Genomic DNA, 15,170 nt, shown 5'->3' on the forward strand with positions numbered 1-15,170 from the left:
AAACCGACGGGTAACAAAATGGTTCTACTGTGACGAAAGGAAACGGAAGTGACCGGTCCTCAGTGGATCCAGTGTGCCTAGGTCGCCTGGTCGTCGTAGGGCGGCTTCTCGCCGGCGATCAGGGGCTTGGGCGCCTTGGCGACGGCCTCCTCCTGCTCGATCTCGGCGAGGGCTTCCTGGATCTGCTTGCTGACGATTCGACGAGGGTCGAGGTCGCGCAGCTCGAGGTCCTGGTAGGCGGGTCCGAGCTCCCCGCGCAGGTCGTCGCGCGCATTGTTGGCCAGGTTGCGTACCTGGTGGAGGAGGCGGGCGATCTGCCGTGCCATCTCGGGGATCTTGTCCGGCCCGAAGACCAGGATGGCGATCACGACGATGACGGCGAGCTCCGCGAAGCCGATGCCGAACACGGGGGTGAACCTACAGGCTCAGAGCTTGGAAGTGGGAGTGAGCCCCAGCTGCATGCCCGCGAGCCCGCGTCCGCGGCCCGAGATCGTACGTGCCACCTCGGCCAGCACCTTGGCCGACTCCGCCGTCGGGTCGGACTCGACGATCGGCTTCCCGGCGTCGCCAGCCTCGCGCAGGGTCTGCTCAAGGGGGATCTGGGCGAGCAGCGGCACCTTCGAGCCGAACCGCTGGGAGAGGGTGTCGGCGACCCGCTGACCACCGCCGGAGCCGAAGACCTCCATCCTGGAGCCGTCGGGCAGGACGAGCCAGGACATGTTCTCCACGACGCCGACGACGCGCTGGTGCATCATCTCGGCCATCGTGCCGGCCCGCTCGGCCACCTCCGCGGCGGCCTCCTGCGGAGTGGTGACCACGAGGATCTCGGCGTTGGGCAGGTGCTGGCCCAGCGAGATCGCCACGTCGCCGGTGCCGGGAGGAAGGTCGAGCAGGAGCGCGTCGAGGTCACCCCAGTAGACGTCGGAGAGCATCTGGACCAGGGCCCGGTCGAGCATCGGTCCGCGCCAGGCGACGACCTGGTCGCGACGCGGCTTGAGCATCCCGATCGAGATCACCGAGACGCCCGAGGCGGTCGGGACCGGCATGATCAGGTCGTCGACCTGGGTGGGCCGGGAGTCGGCCACGCCCAGCATGGCGGGCACGGAGTGGCCGTAGATGTCGGCGTCGACGATGCCGACCTTGAGCCCCTGCTGGGCCAGCGCGACGGCCAGGTTGACGGTGACCGACGACTTGCCGACACCACCCTTGCCCGAGGCGATCGCGAAGACCTTGGTCAGCGAGCCCGGCTGGGCGAACGGGATCTCCCGCTGCGCCTGGCCGCCGGTGAGCCCGTTGCGCATCTCGGTGCGCTGCTCGTTGGTCATCACGCCGAGCTCGAGGTCGACGCCGGTGATGCCGTCGACCTTCTCCAGCGCTTCGGTGGTGTCGCGGTTGATCGTGTCCTTGAGCGGGCAGCCGGCGACGGTCAGCAGCACCTTGACGCTGACGACGCCTGCGTCGTCGATCGATACGGAGTCGACCATCCCCAGCTCGGTGATGGGACGTTTGATCTCCGGGTCCTGCACGGTCGCCAAGGCTGCGTTGACGCGGTCGAGAAGCGGGCTACTCACAAGAAAGAAGCCTACGTCGTGGGCTGAAAGACCCCTGCATCGACCAATCCGTGGAAGCGCGCCGTTCGGATCGTGGACCATTCGTGGGGGCCCGGATGGGCTATTGTCCGATACCGACGCGGGCAATAAATTCCTCCTGCTTCGTTCTGGGCCGCGGAGGCGGCCGTACCGCCGGGAGTCTCCGCTTGTCTCGTCTCACCGCTCTGCCCTCCCGCCCGGCCCCTCTTGCCGGCAACGCTCTGAGCCGGGTGCTCCGGCGGGGCCGGAACTCGCTCGCCACCGTGGCGGTGGCGAGCACCGTCGCCGTCCTGTGCGGGCCGACCTCGATGGCGGAGGCGGCGGCGCTTCCGGGTCGGTTGGATTCCGGGCGGCCGAGCGTGCTGATGATCAACGTCGACGACCTCGCGGCCACCGACATCAAGTACATGCCCAACGTGCAGAGGCTGCTGGTCCAGCAGGGGACGACCTTCACCGACGCGGTGGCGCCGACACCGCTGTGCGTGCCGGCGCGGGCGAGCCTGCTGACCGGCAAGTACGCCCACAACCACAAGAACTGGTCGATCTCGGGGACCAACGGGGGCTACAAGGGTTTCAAGGGGCGTCGGAACACGCTTCCGGTGTGGATGGACAGGGCCGGCTACCGGACGATGTTCCTCGGGAAGTACCTCAACGGCTACGGCAAGGGCCCCGAGCGCACCTCGGCCGGCGAGCCGGGCTGGGACGACTGGCAGGCGACGATCGACCCGTCGACCTACAACCTGCTGAGCCCGAAGTTCAACAACAACGGCACGATCCAGAGCCCCGGCGTCTACAGCTCGGTCGCCCTGCAGAGCCGCTCGGTCAAGTTGATCAAGAGGGCCGGGACCAACGTCGGCGGCAAGAAGCCCTGGTTCCTCTGGGTCAACTACGTGGCCCCGCACTCGGGTGGTCCGGTCGAGGCCAGCGACCCGAGGAAGCGCTACCCCAAGCAGCCTTCGCTGTGGTTCGAGAACACCAGGCCGATGCCCGTCGACAAGGGCCGCTTCCGCGACCTCGACCTGCCCAGGACTCCGAACATGTTCCATGCCGGGCCGGGGCAGGTCACTGCCGGGCCCGCTTACTCCGCCGCCCAGAAGCGGGTCATGCGCTACGTCTACCAGCAGCGGATCGAGTCGGCGCAGTCGGTGGACCGGGCCGTCGCCAAGACGGTGGCTCACCTGAAGAGCAGCGGGCAGTACCGGCGTACCGTCATCATCTTCTCCGGCGACAACGGCTACACCACCGGCCAGCACAACCGGCTCAACAAGTTCTGGGAGACCTCGCAGGCCTCGCGGATCCCGTTGGTCGTGGTGGGCCCCGGGATCCCGAAGAACGTGAAGGTCGGCTCCACGGTCGGCAACCCGGACATCGCCACCACGGTCGCCGCGCTCGGGCGGGCGACACCGGGGCGGAGCCAGGACGGGGTCGACATCACCCGGGTGCTCGCCTCGAGCGTGAAGGCGGGCAGGACGCTCCACCGGCCGATCCCGGTCGCCGCCTGGCCGATCCAGGGCGGGACGGCCAGCAAGTATCGCGGCATCCGCTACGGGCGCTACACCTACGCCACTCTCACCGCGAGCGGCGTGCCGATCCTCTACGACCGCGCCGTCGATCCGTACGAGACCCGCAACCTGGCCCGCGACCCGAGCTACGCCAAGGTCGTGGCCCAGCTGAAGACGCTCGAGGCGAGGTACCGAAGCTGCTCGGGAAGCACCTGCCCCAAGACGTACGCAGCCACCCTGGCCACGCCGAGCCCCGATCGGTCCCGATGACACCGAGAGTCATCGGGACCTGAGGTCACTCAGGCGCTTGGTCGTCCCTGAGCCGGTCGCGCTCCTCCAGCTCCTCCAGGAGCAGGCGGAGCTCGGAGCGGAGGTAGTCGCGGGTGGCGACCTCGCCGAGGGCCATCCGGAGAGAGGCGGTCTCGCGCGCGAGGAACTCCATGTCGGCCTTCGACTGGGTGGCGATGCGGCGGTCCTGCTCGTTGATCGCGCGGTCGCGGTCCTCCTGACGGTTCTGCGCGAGCAGGATCAGCGGGGCGGCGTACGAGGCCTGCAGGCTCAGCGCGAGGGTCAGGAAGATGAACGGGAAGGTGTCGAAGCGCCACTCGCTCGGCGCCAGGATGTTCCAGGCGACCCAGATGAGCACGATGATCGTCATCCAGGCGATGAACCTGGCGGTGCCCATGTAGCGGGCGAAGGCCTCGGCGAAGGAGCCGAACGCGTCGGCCCGGAGGGCGGGCCGCTTGACGAGGGGGCGGCGCAGCTCGCGCGGGGTGTCGAGGCGGCCGCGGGCGGTGCGGGTGTCAGCCACGGCGCACCATCTCGGGGGTGATCACCTTGTTCGGGCGGGTGTCGGGGCGGGTGTCGGGCCGGGGCTCGGTGGCCGACTCCTGGCGAGCGAGGTTCTCGCGCCAGTTCTCCGGGAGCAGGTGGTCGAGCAGGTCGTCGACGGTCACCGCGCCGGCGAGGTGGCCGTTCTCGTCGACGACCGGGGCGGCGACCAGGTTGTACGTGGCCAGGTGGGCAGCGACCTGCTCGGTGCTGTCCTCGGGGCGCAGCGGCTCCAGGGAGTCGTCGAGAGCGCCGGCGACGAGCGTCGAGGGTGGCTCGCGCAGCAGGCGCTGGATGTGGGCGATGCCGAGGAACTTGCCGGTCGGCGTCTCCAGCGGCGGACGGCAGACGTAGACCAGGGCCGCCTGGGCCGGGGTGAGGTCGGGGTTGCGGACCAGGGCGAGCGCGTCGGCGATGGTCGCGTCGGGGCCGACGATGACCGGCTCCGGGGTCATCATCGAGCCGGCGGTGTCCTCCTCGTAGGACATCAGCCGGAGGACGTCCTTGGCGTCCTCGGGCCGCATCAGGTCGAGCAGAAGGGTGGCGGTCTCCTCGGGCAGCTCGGCGATGAGGTCGGCGGCGTCGTCGGGTGACATCTCCTCGAGCACGTCGGCGGCACGCTCGGAGTCCAGGGCTCGCACGATGGCGACCTGGTCGTCCTCGGGAAGCTCCTCGAGCACCTCGGCGAGGCGCTCGTCGTCCAGCGCGGCGACGACCTGACGCTGGCGCTCGGGCGGGAGCTCGTGGATCATCGTCGCGGCGTCGGCCGGACGCATCTCGTGGATCGCCTGGACCAGGTGGGTCGCGGCCTGGGTGGGGGAGCGGCGGGCCAGTCCCTCGACGTCGTCCCACTCGATCACGTGGGTCTGGCCGCGGCGGCGAAGCCCCTTGGACGGCTCCTGCACGGCGACCCGGGAGAGCAGCCAGTCGCGGTTGCGTGCCTGCTCCATGCCGACGTCGTAGACCGTCCCGGAGACCCCGGTCGAGCGGATCGTGACCTGCCGGTCGAACATCTGCCCGATCACCAGGGTCTCGGTCGAACGCGGCTGGAAACGGCGCATGTTGAGCAGACCGGTCGTGTAGACCTGCCCGGAGTCGATGCTGGTCACGCGGGTCATCGGCACGAAGATGCGCCTACGCCCGAAGACCTCCACGACCAGGCCCAGCACGCGTGGCTGCCGGGCGTCGGTCCGGACCGTGACCACGAGATCTCGCACCTTGCCGACCTGCTCACCGAGCGGGTCGAAGATCGGGAGGCCGACCAGGCGTGCCGCGTAGACGCGGTTGGGCGAGGAACTCACGCCACCACCTCCGTAGCGCAGACGCCAGTATACGAAGGTGGCGGCGTGACGGCCGTTTGGTTCACTCGCTGACGCTCGCTCACGGGCCAACGTTATGACATCGACCCCAGTACGGGGCTTCGACGCTCACCGGGTGGCGCGGGGCATGAATTCGATGATCTATCCGAACTCGCTCCGGAACGGGACCCGGGATCTGGCTGAGGCCTGTGTTACAAAAGTTTTCCAAGTGACCAGTGTGATCGGTCACCACTGCTGGGAGAGGGGCCCGGACGGATGCGTACACAACCTCGAGCCAGGTCTCGCGGAGCTCGGGCGGCCAAGGCTCTGCTCTCCACGGGTCTTGTCATCGGTCTCTTCGGCGGGGCGCTCGTCGCCGTGCACGACTCGTCCGCCCCGGCCGAGACGGACGTGGAGACCGTCGCCTACTCGCCGCCGCGCTATCGGATGGTCCAGGCGAACCTCAGGGCGAGCATGGGGACAGCGAGGTTCAAGAAGGACGTCCGCGAGGTCGTCGGGACCTCGCCCGACTTCATCACCTACAACGAGGTGAACGGCCGGCGGACCGCGGATCTCGAGCCCGGGCGCTACCGCGTGTGGCGCAAGGGCGGCGACCCCTACAGGTCGGCGACGGCGGTGGCGTGGGACAACGACAGGTGGGCCGCGACCTCGAAAGGGATCCATCAGATCAGCAACAAGCGCGGCAAGCCCGCCCGCCAGCGGCTGCACTGGGGGGTCAGGTACGCCAACTGGGTCACCCTCGAGAACCGGGCGACCGGTCGCAACGTCTCGGTGGTCGCGGTGCACTTCGCGCCCAAGTCCAAGCACTACGGCGACCTGGTCCGTCCCTCCGCCCGCGCGCTGAACACGCTCGTCAAGGCGCTGGCCGGACGCGGGCCGGTAGTGGTCGGCGGCGACCTGAACGTGCAGTACGAGGGCTCGCGCTACCCGCGCGACATCTTCGCCGCCAAGCACCTGGTCCCGACCTACGACGTCACGCAGCAGGCACCGGTCACGCACGGCCGGGCGTCGACGATCGACTACGTGCTCGCCCGCGGGATCGCGCGCTTCGCCACCGGCAACCAGCGCGCCTTCGGGCTCGAGTCGGACCACAACGCGGTCAGCGTCGACTTCTCGCCGCTGCCGGTCACCTCGATGGCGAGCTCCGCCCGGACCAGGTTCGGGCCGGGCGTCGTGGTCACCGACCCGGGGCTGAGCGTCGCCGAGGAGCAGAGCGTGCTGCGTACGGTGCTGAAGGCCGTCAACAGCGCCAAGAGAGGTCATGTCGTGCACCTGGCCACCCGCGCCCTGACCAACGGCAGGGTCGTCCGGGCGCTGAAGCGGGCGAACACGCGCGGCGTGCGGGTTCGGGTCGTCACCGCGGAGAAGACCACGACCGCGGAGATGCGATCGCTGCAGAAGGTCCTCGGCAAGGACGTGAACGAGGACACCTGGGCGGTGACGCGTCCGCGCGGCTACGACCGCACCGGCCTCCGCGCGACCGTCCTGCTGGTCAGCAAGACCGGCGCCACCCCGACCTTCGCCTTCAGCTCCAGCACCCAGATGTCGGGCTTGGCCGGCTCCGGGAAGCGATCGGGCTACGTGAGCGTCAGCGGGACGTCGTACGACAAGATGCTCGCGCCCGTCTTCTCGGCTGTCGGACGGCGGCGCTGAGGGTCGTAGGATCACGGTGTGGCGGGTGTCACCTGTCGCTGATGGTTACTGATTGGTAACCTGCCGCAGTGACGTCAGCGTGGTCTCGACGGGTCTGAAACGTTGTGGCCCCGACCACCGAGTTTAGGAGTGAAGCATGGGTCGCCTTGCCGAGACCGAGGGTCTCACCGACATTCAGGAAGAGATCCTGAAGACCGTCCGCCAGTTCGTGGACGAGAAGGTCATCCCGGTGGCCCAGGAGCTGGAGCACGCCGATGAGTACCCGACCGACATCGTCGAGGGTCTCAAGGAGCTCGGCATCTTCGGTCTGATGATCCCGGAGGAGTACGGCGGGCTGGGCGAGTCCCTGCTGACGTACGCGCTGTGCGTCGAGGAGATCGCCCGCGGTTGGATGTCGGTCTCCGGCGTCATCAACACCCACTTCATCGTGGCCTACATGCTGATGCAGCACGGCACCGAGGAGCAGAAGCAGAAGTACCTGCCGCGGATGGCGACCGGTGAGGTACGCGGCGCGTTCTCGATGTCCGAGCCGGGTCTCGGCTCCGACGTGAGCGCGGTGTCCACCAAGGCGACCAAGCAGGCCGACGGGTCGTACGAGATCACCGGCCAGAAGATGTGGCTGACCAACGGTGGCTCCTCCACCCTGGTCGCGGTCCTTACCAAGACCGACGAGGGCGCCGAGAGCGTCTACAAGAACATGACCACCTTCCTGGTCGAGAAGACCCCCGGCTTCGGCGAGACCGCCCAGGGCGTGACCGTGCCCGGCAAGATCGACAAGATGGGCTACAAGGGCATCGACACGACCGAGATGATCTTCGAGGGTCACAAGATCTCGGCCGACCAGATCCTCGGCGGCACCCCGGGCAAGGGCTTCTTCCAGATGATGGACGGCGTCGAGGTCGGCCGGGTCAACGTCGCCGCGCGCGCCTGCGGTCTCGCGATCCGTGGCTTCGAGCTCGGCATCGCCTACTCCCAGCAGCGCCAGACCTTCGGCAAGAAGATCGCCGAGCACCAGGCCATCCTGTTCCGTCTCGCCGAGATGGGCACCAAGGTCGAGGTCTCCCACAACATGATGGTCCGCGCCGCGCGGCTGAAGGACACCGGCAAGCGGATGGACGTCGAGGCCGGCATGGCCAAGATGGTCGCCTCGGAGTACGCCAACGAGGTCGTCGAGGACTCCTTCCGGATCCACGGCGGCTACGGCTACTCCAAGGAGTACGAGATCGAGCGGATCATGCGCGAGGTCAAGTTCATGCTCATCGGCGAGGGCACCAGCGACATCCAGAAGATGATCATCGGCCGCAGCCTCCTCAAGGACTACAAGTCCTGACCCTGCGAGGGACGAGCCGACCCTGCCGAAACCGATGGTCTCGGCAGGGTCGTTGCCGTAGGTTGGGCGTTGCCCGACCAATGACTCAGCAACACATGTAGGGGGAGCGATGGCGAACGACGATCTCAAAGCCAAGATGCGCGAAGCGCTGGAGAAGAAGAACAACCAGGACCACGCACACGCGGAGGGCGCCGGCGCCAAGGAGAAGACGCACGGCTCCGAGGTCGTCGGCGGCGCGCCGAAGATGCACCGCCGCAAGGCCGGTGGCGGCGGCTCCTGAGATCTGGCTCTAGACTGAGCCCAATTTTCTGGGTCCGATTTGCTGGGTCCAATTTTCGGGGCCCGATGGGTCATGGGTCAGTCTGGTCGAGAGGTATTGAACGTTGGCGCGCCGCGTAGTGCTCCATGTCGGGGCGATGAAGTCCGGGACGACGTATCTGCAGGGTGCCTTGTACAAGAACAAGGCCCTCCTCGCCGAGCGTGGATTCCTGGTCCCCGGCGCGCGCTGGCGTCACCAGATCGAGGCCGTTCTCGACGTGAAGGGCCACCAGAGGCACCCTCAGGGTGACCCGGTCGCCGGTGCCTGGGACCGCCTGGTCGCCGAGGTCGACGCGTGGGACGGGACGGCGTTGGTCTCCGTCGAGCTGCTGGCGCCGGTCGGCCAGGCGACGGTCGAGCGAGTGGCGTCGAGCTTCAACGGGGTGACCCCCGAGATCGTGCTGTCGCTGCGTGACATCAACCGGCAGATCCCGTCGATGTGGCAGGAACTCATCCAGAACGGCATGGACTGGACCTGGGCCGAGTTCCTCACCGCGGTCAACAAGAGCAGGCCCGGCTCGCCCGAGCGTCGCCGGACCAAGCCCGGAAGACGTTTCTGGTCCGAGCAGGACATGGTCGCCATCGCCCGGCGCTGGAGCCAGGCCGGGCCGCTCCACCTGGTCACCGTGCCGCCCCCGGGCAGCCCGGCGACGCTGCTGCTGGAGCGCTTCGGCGCAGCGATGGGCTTCGACCCGGCGGGGATGCAGAGCCCGCCGCCGAAGAACACCTCCCTCGGCGCCGCCACCGTCGAGGTGCTGCGAGGGCTCAACGCAGAGCTGAAGCAGCGCGACCTGGCCTATCCGGCGGCCATGGGCCTGCGCAAGCACGTCCTCGGCAAGCGCCTGATGCCGGCGCTGACAGTCGACGACCCACGCATCGGGCTCCCGGCGCCGCGCTGGACACAGTCGTTCACTCGCGACCAGGCAGCCGAGCTGCGGGGTCTGGACGCGACCATCCACGGGGATCTCGACGACCTGGCCCCCGTGGACGTGAGCGGGATCGACCCGCGCAAGGTCACCGACACACAGGTCCGAGACGCCGCCGTGGCGACCTCAGCTTCGCTGCGTACGGATCTCAACAAGAAGCTCGCCGACCCGACCATCCCTGGTGAAGGCATCGACCCGGGGGAGGGCCGCAAGGCTCCGGCGCGCGCCGTCTCCGCCCTGGCCGACCTCGTGGAGTGGTCCGTCCGGCGAGAGGAGCTGGTCCGCACGTAGGGCCGCATTCACAATCGGGGGATTCTTTGTCAAGCAGTTGGAGCCTGCGCCGAAGGCGCAGTCTCGCCGATGAGGCACGCGAGACCGCGGCCACGGCCACACCGCCGCTGGTCGCGGTGCTCACGATCGCCCGCGACGAGGGCGAGATGCTCGCCCGCTGGGTCGACCACTACGGCCGAGCGGCGGGCCACGAGAACCTGATCGTCTTCGACGACGGCTCGACCGACGGCTCCACCGACGACCTGGGCTGCACGGTCCAGCGTCTACCCGGCTTCCGCAAGGGCAGCTTCGAGTCCGGTCGGATGGGCCTGGCCAGCGGGGTGGCCCACGGCCTGCTGGGCATCTACGACGTGGTCATCTTCACCGACGTCGACGAGTTCCTCGTCCCCGACCCGGCGAGGTATGCCGGCCTGTCCGACTATCTGGCCAGGCGACCCGACCAGGTGATCGCTCCGCTCGCCCTCAACATCGTCCACCACACCGCGGTCGAGGGGCCGATGGTCAGCGGCAAGCCGATCGTCGGACAGCGGGCGTTCGCCCAGTTCGCGCCGTTGATGTGCAAGCCGTCGGTCAAACGGGTGCCGGCCGCCTGGACGAACGCCTCCCACGGGATCGAGGCGCCGTACGTTCCCGATACGGGGCTGTTCATGCTCCACATGAAGTTCGCCGACGTGGACCTGCTGCGACGGCAGGCAGACCGACGCAACCAGCTCGCCAAGTCGGTGGGGCGCGGGAAGGGCAGCTCCTGGGGACGTTCCGGCGACGACCTCGCCGCCCTGCTGACCAAGGCGACCGCCTCGGTGGGCACCGATGTCGAGGAGTTCGACCCGACCACGGTCCTGCCGGCCAGGCTGGTGCGCAAGGAGAACGGCGTGTATCGAGCCGATGGCCCCGGACACATCGACAACCTCCGCAACCACCCGCTGCTACGCATCCCGGAACGTCTCCATGGGATCGTCTGATCTAGGTTACTGTCCGGTAATCCATGCAGAATCACGGACGAGAGGCCGCAGATGAGCAAGACGAACCCCGGCAACTTCTTCGAGGACTTCCAGGTCGGCCAGGTCATCGAGCACGCCACGCCGCGCACGGTGACCGAGGGCGACCGGGCTGCGTACGGTTCGCTCTACCCGACTCGCTTCGCGGTGCCTTCGAGCGCTGCGTTCGCGGCCTCCGTCGGGCTCGAGCAGCACCCCGTGGAGGAGCTGATCGGCTTCCACATCGCGTTCGGCAAGACCGTCCCCGACGTATCGCTGAACGCCATCGCCAACCTCGGCTACGCCGAGTGCCGCTTCCACCAGCCGGTGGTGCCGGGCGACACGCTCTCGACGAGGTCCGAAGTCATCGGGCTCAAGCAGAACTCCAACGGCAGGTCCGGTGTCGTCTACGTACGCTCCACGGCCATCAACCAGCGTGGCGAGGTCGCCATCGACTGGGCGCGCTGGGTGATGGTGCACAAACGGGACCAGGAGGCTGCCGCTCCCGAGACCGTGATCCCGGAGCTGGCGAAGGCGGTCGACGCCAAGAACCTGATCGTGCCCGAGGGCCTCGACTTCTCGTCCTACGACTTCACCGCCGCCGGTGAGCCGCACCGGCTGGCCGACTACGAGGTCGGCGAGAAGATCGACCACGTCGACGGCGTCACCCTGACCGTCTCCGAGCACCAGCAGGCCACGCGGCTGTGGCAGAACACCGCGAAGGTGCACTTCAACGTCGAGGCGCGGCCCGACGGCCGCAACCTCGTCTACGGCGGACACATCATCTCGCTGGCCCGTGCCCTGTCGTTCAACGGTCTCGCCAACGCCCAGCTCATCGCGGCGATCAACGCCGGCGCGCACACGTCCCCGGCCTTCGCGGGCGACACCGTCTATGCCTGGTCCGAGGTGCTCGACCGAGCCGAGACAGACGCCCCGGGTGTCGGCGCCCTGAGGCTGCGCCTGGTCGCCACCAAGGGTCGCGACGAGTCGATGACCCTGCGCGGCGAGGACGGAAAATACGCCCCCGGGGTGCTGCTCGACCTCGACTACTGGACGCTCATCCCGGCGTAAGGAGCACGTCATGGCCAACAGGAAGTCTCTCTTCGTTTCCGGTTCCGCACAGGGCATCGGCAAGGCGATCGTCGAGAAGTTCGCGGCAGCGGGCTGGTTCGTCGGCGTCTACGACATCGACGCCGACCTGGCCCGCGACGTCGCCGCGAGCCTGGGGGCGGAGCTCGCGATCGGCGGGGCGCTCGACGTCACCGACCCCGACTCCTGGAAGGCGGCGCTCGAGGAGTTCGCCACCGCCGCCGGCGGTCGTCTCGACCTGCTGGTCAACAACGCCGGCATCCTGCGTGCCGGTCGCCTGGCCGACGTCGACCTGGCCAAGCACCACCAGACGATCGAGATCAACGTCAACGGCGTGATCAACGGCTGCCACACGGCCTACCCCTACCTGCGGGCGACCCCCGGCTCGGGCGTCATCAACGTCTGCAGCGCGAGCGCGATCTACGGGCAGCCGGAGATCGCCTCCTACAGTGCGTCGAAGTACGCCGTGCGCGGGCTCACCGAGGCGCTGGAGCTGGAGTGGCGCAAGGAGGGCATCCGGGTGCAGGCGGTCTGGCCGCTGTGGGTGAAGACCGCGCTGCTCGACGGCAACGTCGCCTCGTCCCACGAGACCCTGGGCGTCCGGCTCACCGTCGAGGACGTGGCCGACCAGATCTGGGAGATGGCGCAGCCGCGCACGGGGCTGTTCCGGCTGCCGAAGGTGCACACCGCGGTCGGGTTCCCGGCCAAGCTGCTCTCGACCGCCGCCGACCTGGCGCCCAATGTGCTCTCCCGCGAGGTCAACCGGTTCATCACGCGGGCCTGATCCGCCGTCCCGGACGGGGGCTGGTTTGATGGGGCCATGGCCCTCTACCTCGTCAGGCACGGCACCACCGAGTGGTCGCTCAACGGTCGGCACACCTCCCGCACCGACCTCCCCCTCCTGCCCGAGGGCGAGGAGGCAGCCAAGCTGCTCGCGTCGCGGCTTCAGGACCAGAAGTACGCCGCGGTGCTGACCTCGCCGCGACAGCGGGCTTGGCATACGGCTGTGCTCGCGGGCTTCCCCGACGCCACCGTCACCGAGGACCTGGTCGAGTGGGACTACGGCGACTACGAGGGCATCACCACCCCGGAGATCCACCGGACCGACCCCGACTGGAGCCTGTGGACCTCGGTCACGCCCGGGGGAGAGGCCGCCGCCTCCGTCCAGGAGCGGCTGACCCGGGTCGCCACGGCTGCCCGTGAGCGGGACGGCGACACCCTGGCCTTCTCCCACGGGCACTCGCTGTGTGCGCTGGCGGCGGTGTGGCTGGGACTCCCGGTCAGCGAGGGACGGCTCTTCAGGCTGGACACCGCGACCGTCTCGATGCTCGACACCCACCACGGCCAACCCGTGGTGAAGCATTGGAATACATAGCTCGTCCATAGCCCGCTCGGGTGGTGTGGCACAGGCTGGTGTGGTCCCCTGATCAGGTGGCCGTGACGTCCGCGGCCGCGCGAGGAGGGCAGCTGTGGCACGTCGTGTGATCGTCCACGTCGGCGCGATGAAGTCCGGCACCACGTCCTTGCAGCACGCGCTCTACGCGCATCGGGAGCACCTGACCGACTTGGGCGTCCTCGTCCCCGGCAGGACGTGGCGAGACCAGGCGGACGCGGCCTGGAACCTGCGCGGTCGCCAGACATCGCTGGCCGGTGACCGCTCGATCGAGGGCTCGTGGCAACGGCTCGTCGACGAGATCGACGCCTGGCACGGAACGGCGGTCATCTCCGCCGAGCTGCTCGCGCCGGTCGGCGACGACGTCGTGGAGAAGCTCCTCGAGAGCCTGCCCTCGCCCGAGGTCGTCCTGTCCGTACGCGACCTCAACCGCAACCTGCCCGCGATGTGGCAGGAGGTCGTCCAGAACGGCGAGGTCTGGTCATGGTCCGGCTTCGTCGCCGCGGCCCGGGCGAGACGACCGCGGTTGCTCTTCCCAGACCGGCTGACCGCCTCCAGCCGGTTCTGGAGCGAGCAGGACGTGGTCGGGATCGCCCGACGGTGGAGCGTGGCCGGCGAGGTGCACGTCGTGACCGTCCCTGGGCCGGACGCGCCCCGCGAAGCCCTGCTGGAGCGGTTCGGCGAGGTGATCGGGTTCTCCTTCGACGACGTCAGGACCCCGCGGCCCCAGAACGCCTCACTCGGCGTCGTACGCACGGACCTGCTGCGCCGCCTCAACCTGGTGCTCGACGCGCGTGAGCTGAGCTTCCCGGCCGGCATCCGGCTGCGCAAGCACGTGCTCGCCAAGAAGCTGATGCCGGGCCTGGACGTCGCGGACGAACGGATCGGGCTGAGGGTCGAGCCGTGGGTCGAGAGAGCTGCGAACCACCAGGTCGAAGGTTTGCGGAAGCTGGGCGTGAGTCTGCACGGGGACTGGTCGGATCTGACCCCGGTCGAGGTCGACGGTGCCGATCCCTCGACGGTCACCGACGACCGGACCGCGGCCGCGGCGGCGGCCACCCACGTGGAGCTGCGGACGTGGTTGGTCCATCGGGCGGAGACCAACCCGCGCGGAGGCTGGGGGCCGGAGACGGTCCCGGCGTGGGAGCCCGACGACGCCGCTCCTGCCGCTCGTGCGTGTGCTGACGCGGTCGAGGCGCTCGCCGACCTGGTCGAGTGGGCGGTCCGCCGCACCCGCGCGAGACACGCGGCCCGCGCTTGACCGAACCGGCAGTAGGAGTCACCGTTGTGGGGTGGCTTTAGCAGTTGGCTGTCCACGCTGCGCGACGCCGGTGGCGCGCCTAGGCGCCGGCGGCAGCCGGTCCTGCCCGGAGCACGGCGTGGTGACCCCGGTGTGGCGTACGGACGAGGCGTCCTACGAGGACCTGGTGCAGGTTCTCGCGCTGGCCGGTGAGGTGCCCACCTATGTTCCCTGGCCGGTCGAGACGGGTTGGTCGATCACCGACCTCGCCGTGGTCGGCGACGAGGCCAAGGGCTCGGCGACAATGCTCACGTGGACCGGGGTGACCCCCGACGACGGACCGGTCGAGCTGACCATCGTCACCGAGGAGGCCGGGGTCGGGCTGGGCGCTCGGTGCGCGCGTACGGAAGGCCCCGATCCCGGTGTCGACGCCTGCGCCGGGCCACCGACCACGAAGGTCCGCGTCGCCGGGCAGATGGTCCCGCTGTGGCCGGTCACCCAGTGGACCAACGGGGCCGAGGAGTGGGAGCGGTCGGTGCTGGTCGGCGAGGCCGCCGGCCGCTGGCTGTGGCTTGTCTTCCGGCCGGCCACGGCGATGCTGACGCTCCAGGACGGCTGGCACCTGCGCCAGGTCGGCGATCTCGGTGTCCAGATGGTCGAGCTGCCCTTCGGCGGCACCAATGGATCCTGGTGGGACCACTAGAATGGTGGA

15 protein-coding genes are annotated in these 15,170 nt (G+C 69.0%); 11 read left to right on the forward strand and 4 right to left on the reverse strand.

What is annotated here, in order from left to right; all coding sequences use genetic code 11:
- Window positions 1–77: 77 nt before the first annotated feature.
- Together H5T77_RS11150 and H5T77_RS11155 are read right to left on the reverse strand one after the other, a co-directional pair.
- Window positions 78–407, reverse strand: coding sequence for a sec-independent translocase (locus tag H5T77_RS11150; RefSeq protein ID WP_292649039.1), 330 nt, complete (start codon window positions 405–407; stop codon window positions 78–80).
- A gap of 18 nt (window positions 408–425) precedes the next feature.
- A complete protein-coding gene (locus tag H5T77_RS11155) occupies window positions 426–1,571 on the reverse strand; it encodes an Mrp/NBP35 family ATP-binding protein (RefSeq protein ID WP_292649041.1) in 1,146 nt (381 codons plus the stop codon).
- 185 nt (window positions 1,572–1,756) lie between these two features.
- Here H5T77_RS11155 and H5T77_RS11160 point away from each other — a divergent pair, with 185 nt between their 5' ends.
- Entirely contained in the window at window positions 1,757–3,361 is a 1,605-nt protein-coding gene (locus H5T77_RS11160) for a sulfatase-like hydrolase/transferase (protein WP_292649045.1), read from the forward strand.
- Between the two features lie 25 nt (window positions 3,362–3,386).
- On the opposite strand, the gene H5T77_RS11165 is transcribed toward H5T77_RS11160, so the two are convergent.
- Entirely contained in the window at window positions 3,387–3,902 is a 516-nt protein-coding gene (locus H5T77_RS11165; RefSeq protein WP_292649048.1) for a DUF1003 domain-containing protein, read from the reverse strand.
- Window positions 3,895–5,223, reverse strand: coding sequence for a magnesium transporter MgtE N-terminal domain-containing protein (locus H5T77_RS11170; protein WP_292649051.1), 1,329 nt, complete (start codon window positions 5,221–5,223; stop codon window positions 3,895–3,897). The genes H5T77_RS11165 and H5T77_RS11170 overlap by 8 nt, the downstream gene beginning before the upstream one ends.
- A 273-nt stretch (window positions 5,224–5,496) precedes the next feature.
- On the opposite strand from H5T77_RS11170, the gene H5T77_RS11175 reads away from it, so the two are divergent.
- The 10 genes from H5T77_RS11175 (at window position 5,497) to H5T77_RS11220 (ending at window position 15,161) form a co-directional block, all read left to right on the forward strand.
- Window positions 5,497–6,894, forward strand: a complete 1,398-nt coding sequence (locus tag H5T77_RS11175) for an endonuclease/exonuclease/phosphatase family protein (RefSeq protein WP_292649052.1) — start codon at window positions 5,497–5,499, stop codon at window positions 6,892–6,894.
- Between the two features lie 136 nt (window positions 6,895–7,030).
- Window positions 7,031–8,224, forward strand: a complete 1,194-nt coding sequence (locus H5T77_RS11180; RefSeq protein ID WP_292649054.1) for an acyl-CoA dehydrogenase family protein — start codon at window positions 7,031–7,033, stop codon at window positions 8,222–8,224.
- A gap of 109 nt (window positions 8,225–8,333) precedes the next feature.
- On the forward strand, window positions 8,334–8,504 hold the full coding sequence (locus H5T77_RS11185; protein WP_292649056.1) for a DUF5302 domain-containing protein: 171 nt from the start codon (window positions 8,334–8,336) through the stop codon (window positions 8,502–8,504).
- A gap of 103 nt (window positions 8,505–8,607) precedes the next feature.
- Entirely contained in the window at window positions 8,608–9,759 is a 1,152-nt protein-coding gene (locus H5T77_RS11190; protein WP_292649059.1) for a hypothetical protein, read from the forward strand.
- A gap of 26 nt (window positions 9,760–9,785) precedes the next feature.
- Window positions 9,786–10,721: a glycosyltransferase family 2 protein gene (locus H5T77_RS11195; protein ID WP_292649061.1), complete on the forward strand. Its 936-nt coding sequence runs from the start codon at window positions 9,786–9,788 to the stop codon at window positions 10,719–10,721.
- A gap of 51 nt (window positions 10,722–10,772) precedes the next feature.
- Window positions 10,773–11,807: a MaoC family dehydratase gene (locus H5T77_RS11200; protein WP_292649064.1), complete on the forward strand. Its 1,035-nt coding sequence runs from the start codon at window positions 10,773–10,775 to the stop codon at window positions 11,805–11,807.
- A 10-nt stretch (window positions 11,808–11,817) separates the two neighbouring features.
- Window positions 11,818–12,609, forward strand: a complete 792-nt coding sequence (locus H5T77_RS11205) for an SDR family oxidoreductase (RefSeq protein ID WP_292649067.1) — start codon at window positions 11,818–11,820, stop codon at window positions 12,607–12,609.
- A gap of 36 nt (window positions 12,610–12,645) precedes the next feature.
- The gene (locus H5T77_RS11210) at window positions 12,646–13,200 is read left to right on the forward strand and encodes a histidine phosphatase family protein (RefSeq protein WP_292649070.1); all 555 of its coding nucleotides are present in this window, start codon (window positions 12,646–12,648) and stop codon (window positions 13,198–13,200) included.
- A gap of 94 nt (window positions 13,201–13,294) precedes the next feature.
- Window positions 13,295–14,479, forward strand: a complete 1,185-nt coding sequence (locus H5T77_RS11215; protein WP_292649073.1) for a hypothetical protein — start codon at window positions 13,295–13,297, stop codon at window positions 14,477–14,479.
- Between the two features lie 31 nt (window positions 14,480–14,510).
- Window positions 14,511–15,161, forward strand: coding sequence for a DUF6758 family protein (locus H5T77_RS11220; RefSeq protein WP_292649076.1), 651 nt, complete (start codon window positions 14,511–14,513; stop codon window positions 15,159–15,161).
- Window positions 15,162–15,170: the final 9 nt, after the last annotated feature.

Source organism: Nocardioides sp. (assembly GCF_014360585.1).
In the GTDB taxonomy this organism is placed as follows: Bacteria; Actinomycetota; Actinomycetes; order Propionibacteriales; family Nocardioidaceae; genus Nocardioides.

Coding starts and splice junctions, on each gene's coding strand:
- H5T77_RS11210 (WP_292649070.1), top strand. CDS start 12,646: ATGGCCCTCTACCTCGTCAGGCACGGCACCACCGAGTGGTCGCTCAAC.
- H5T77_RS11175 (WP_292649052.1), top strand. CDS start 5,497: ATGCGTACACAACCTCGAGCCAGGTCTCGCGGAGCTCGGGCGGCCAAG.
- H5T77_RS11200 (WP_292649064.1), top strand. CDS start 10,773: ATGAGCAAGACGAACCCCGGCAACTTCTTCGAGGACTTCCAGGTCGGC.
- H5T77_RS11185 (WP_292649056.1), top strand. CDS start 8,334: ATGGCGAACGACGATCTCAAAGCCAAGATGCGCGAAGCGCTGGAGAAG.
- H5T77_RS11205 (WP_292649067.1), top strand. CDS start 11,818: ATGGCCAACAGGAAGTCTCTCTTCGTTTCCGGTTCCGCACAGGGCATC.
- H5T77_RS11180 (WP_292649054.1), top strand. CDS start 7,031: ATGGGTCGCCTTGCCGAGACCGAGGGTCTCACCGACATTCAGGAAGAG.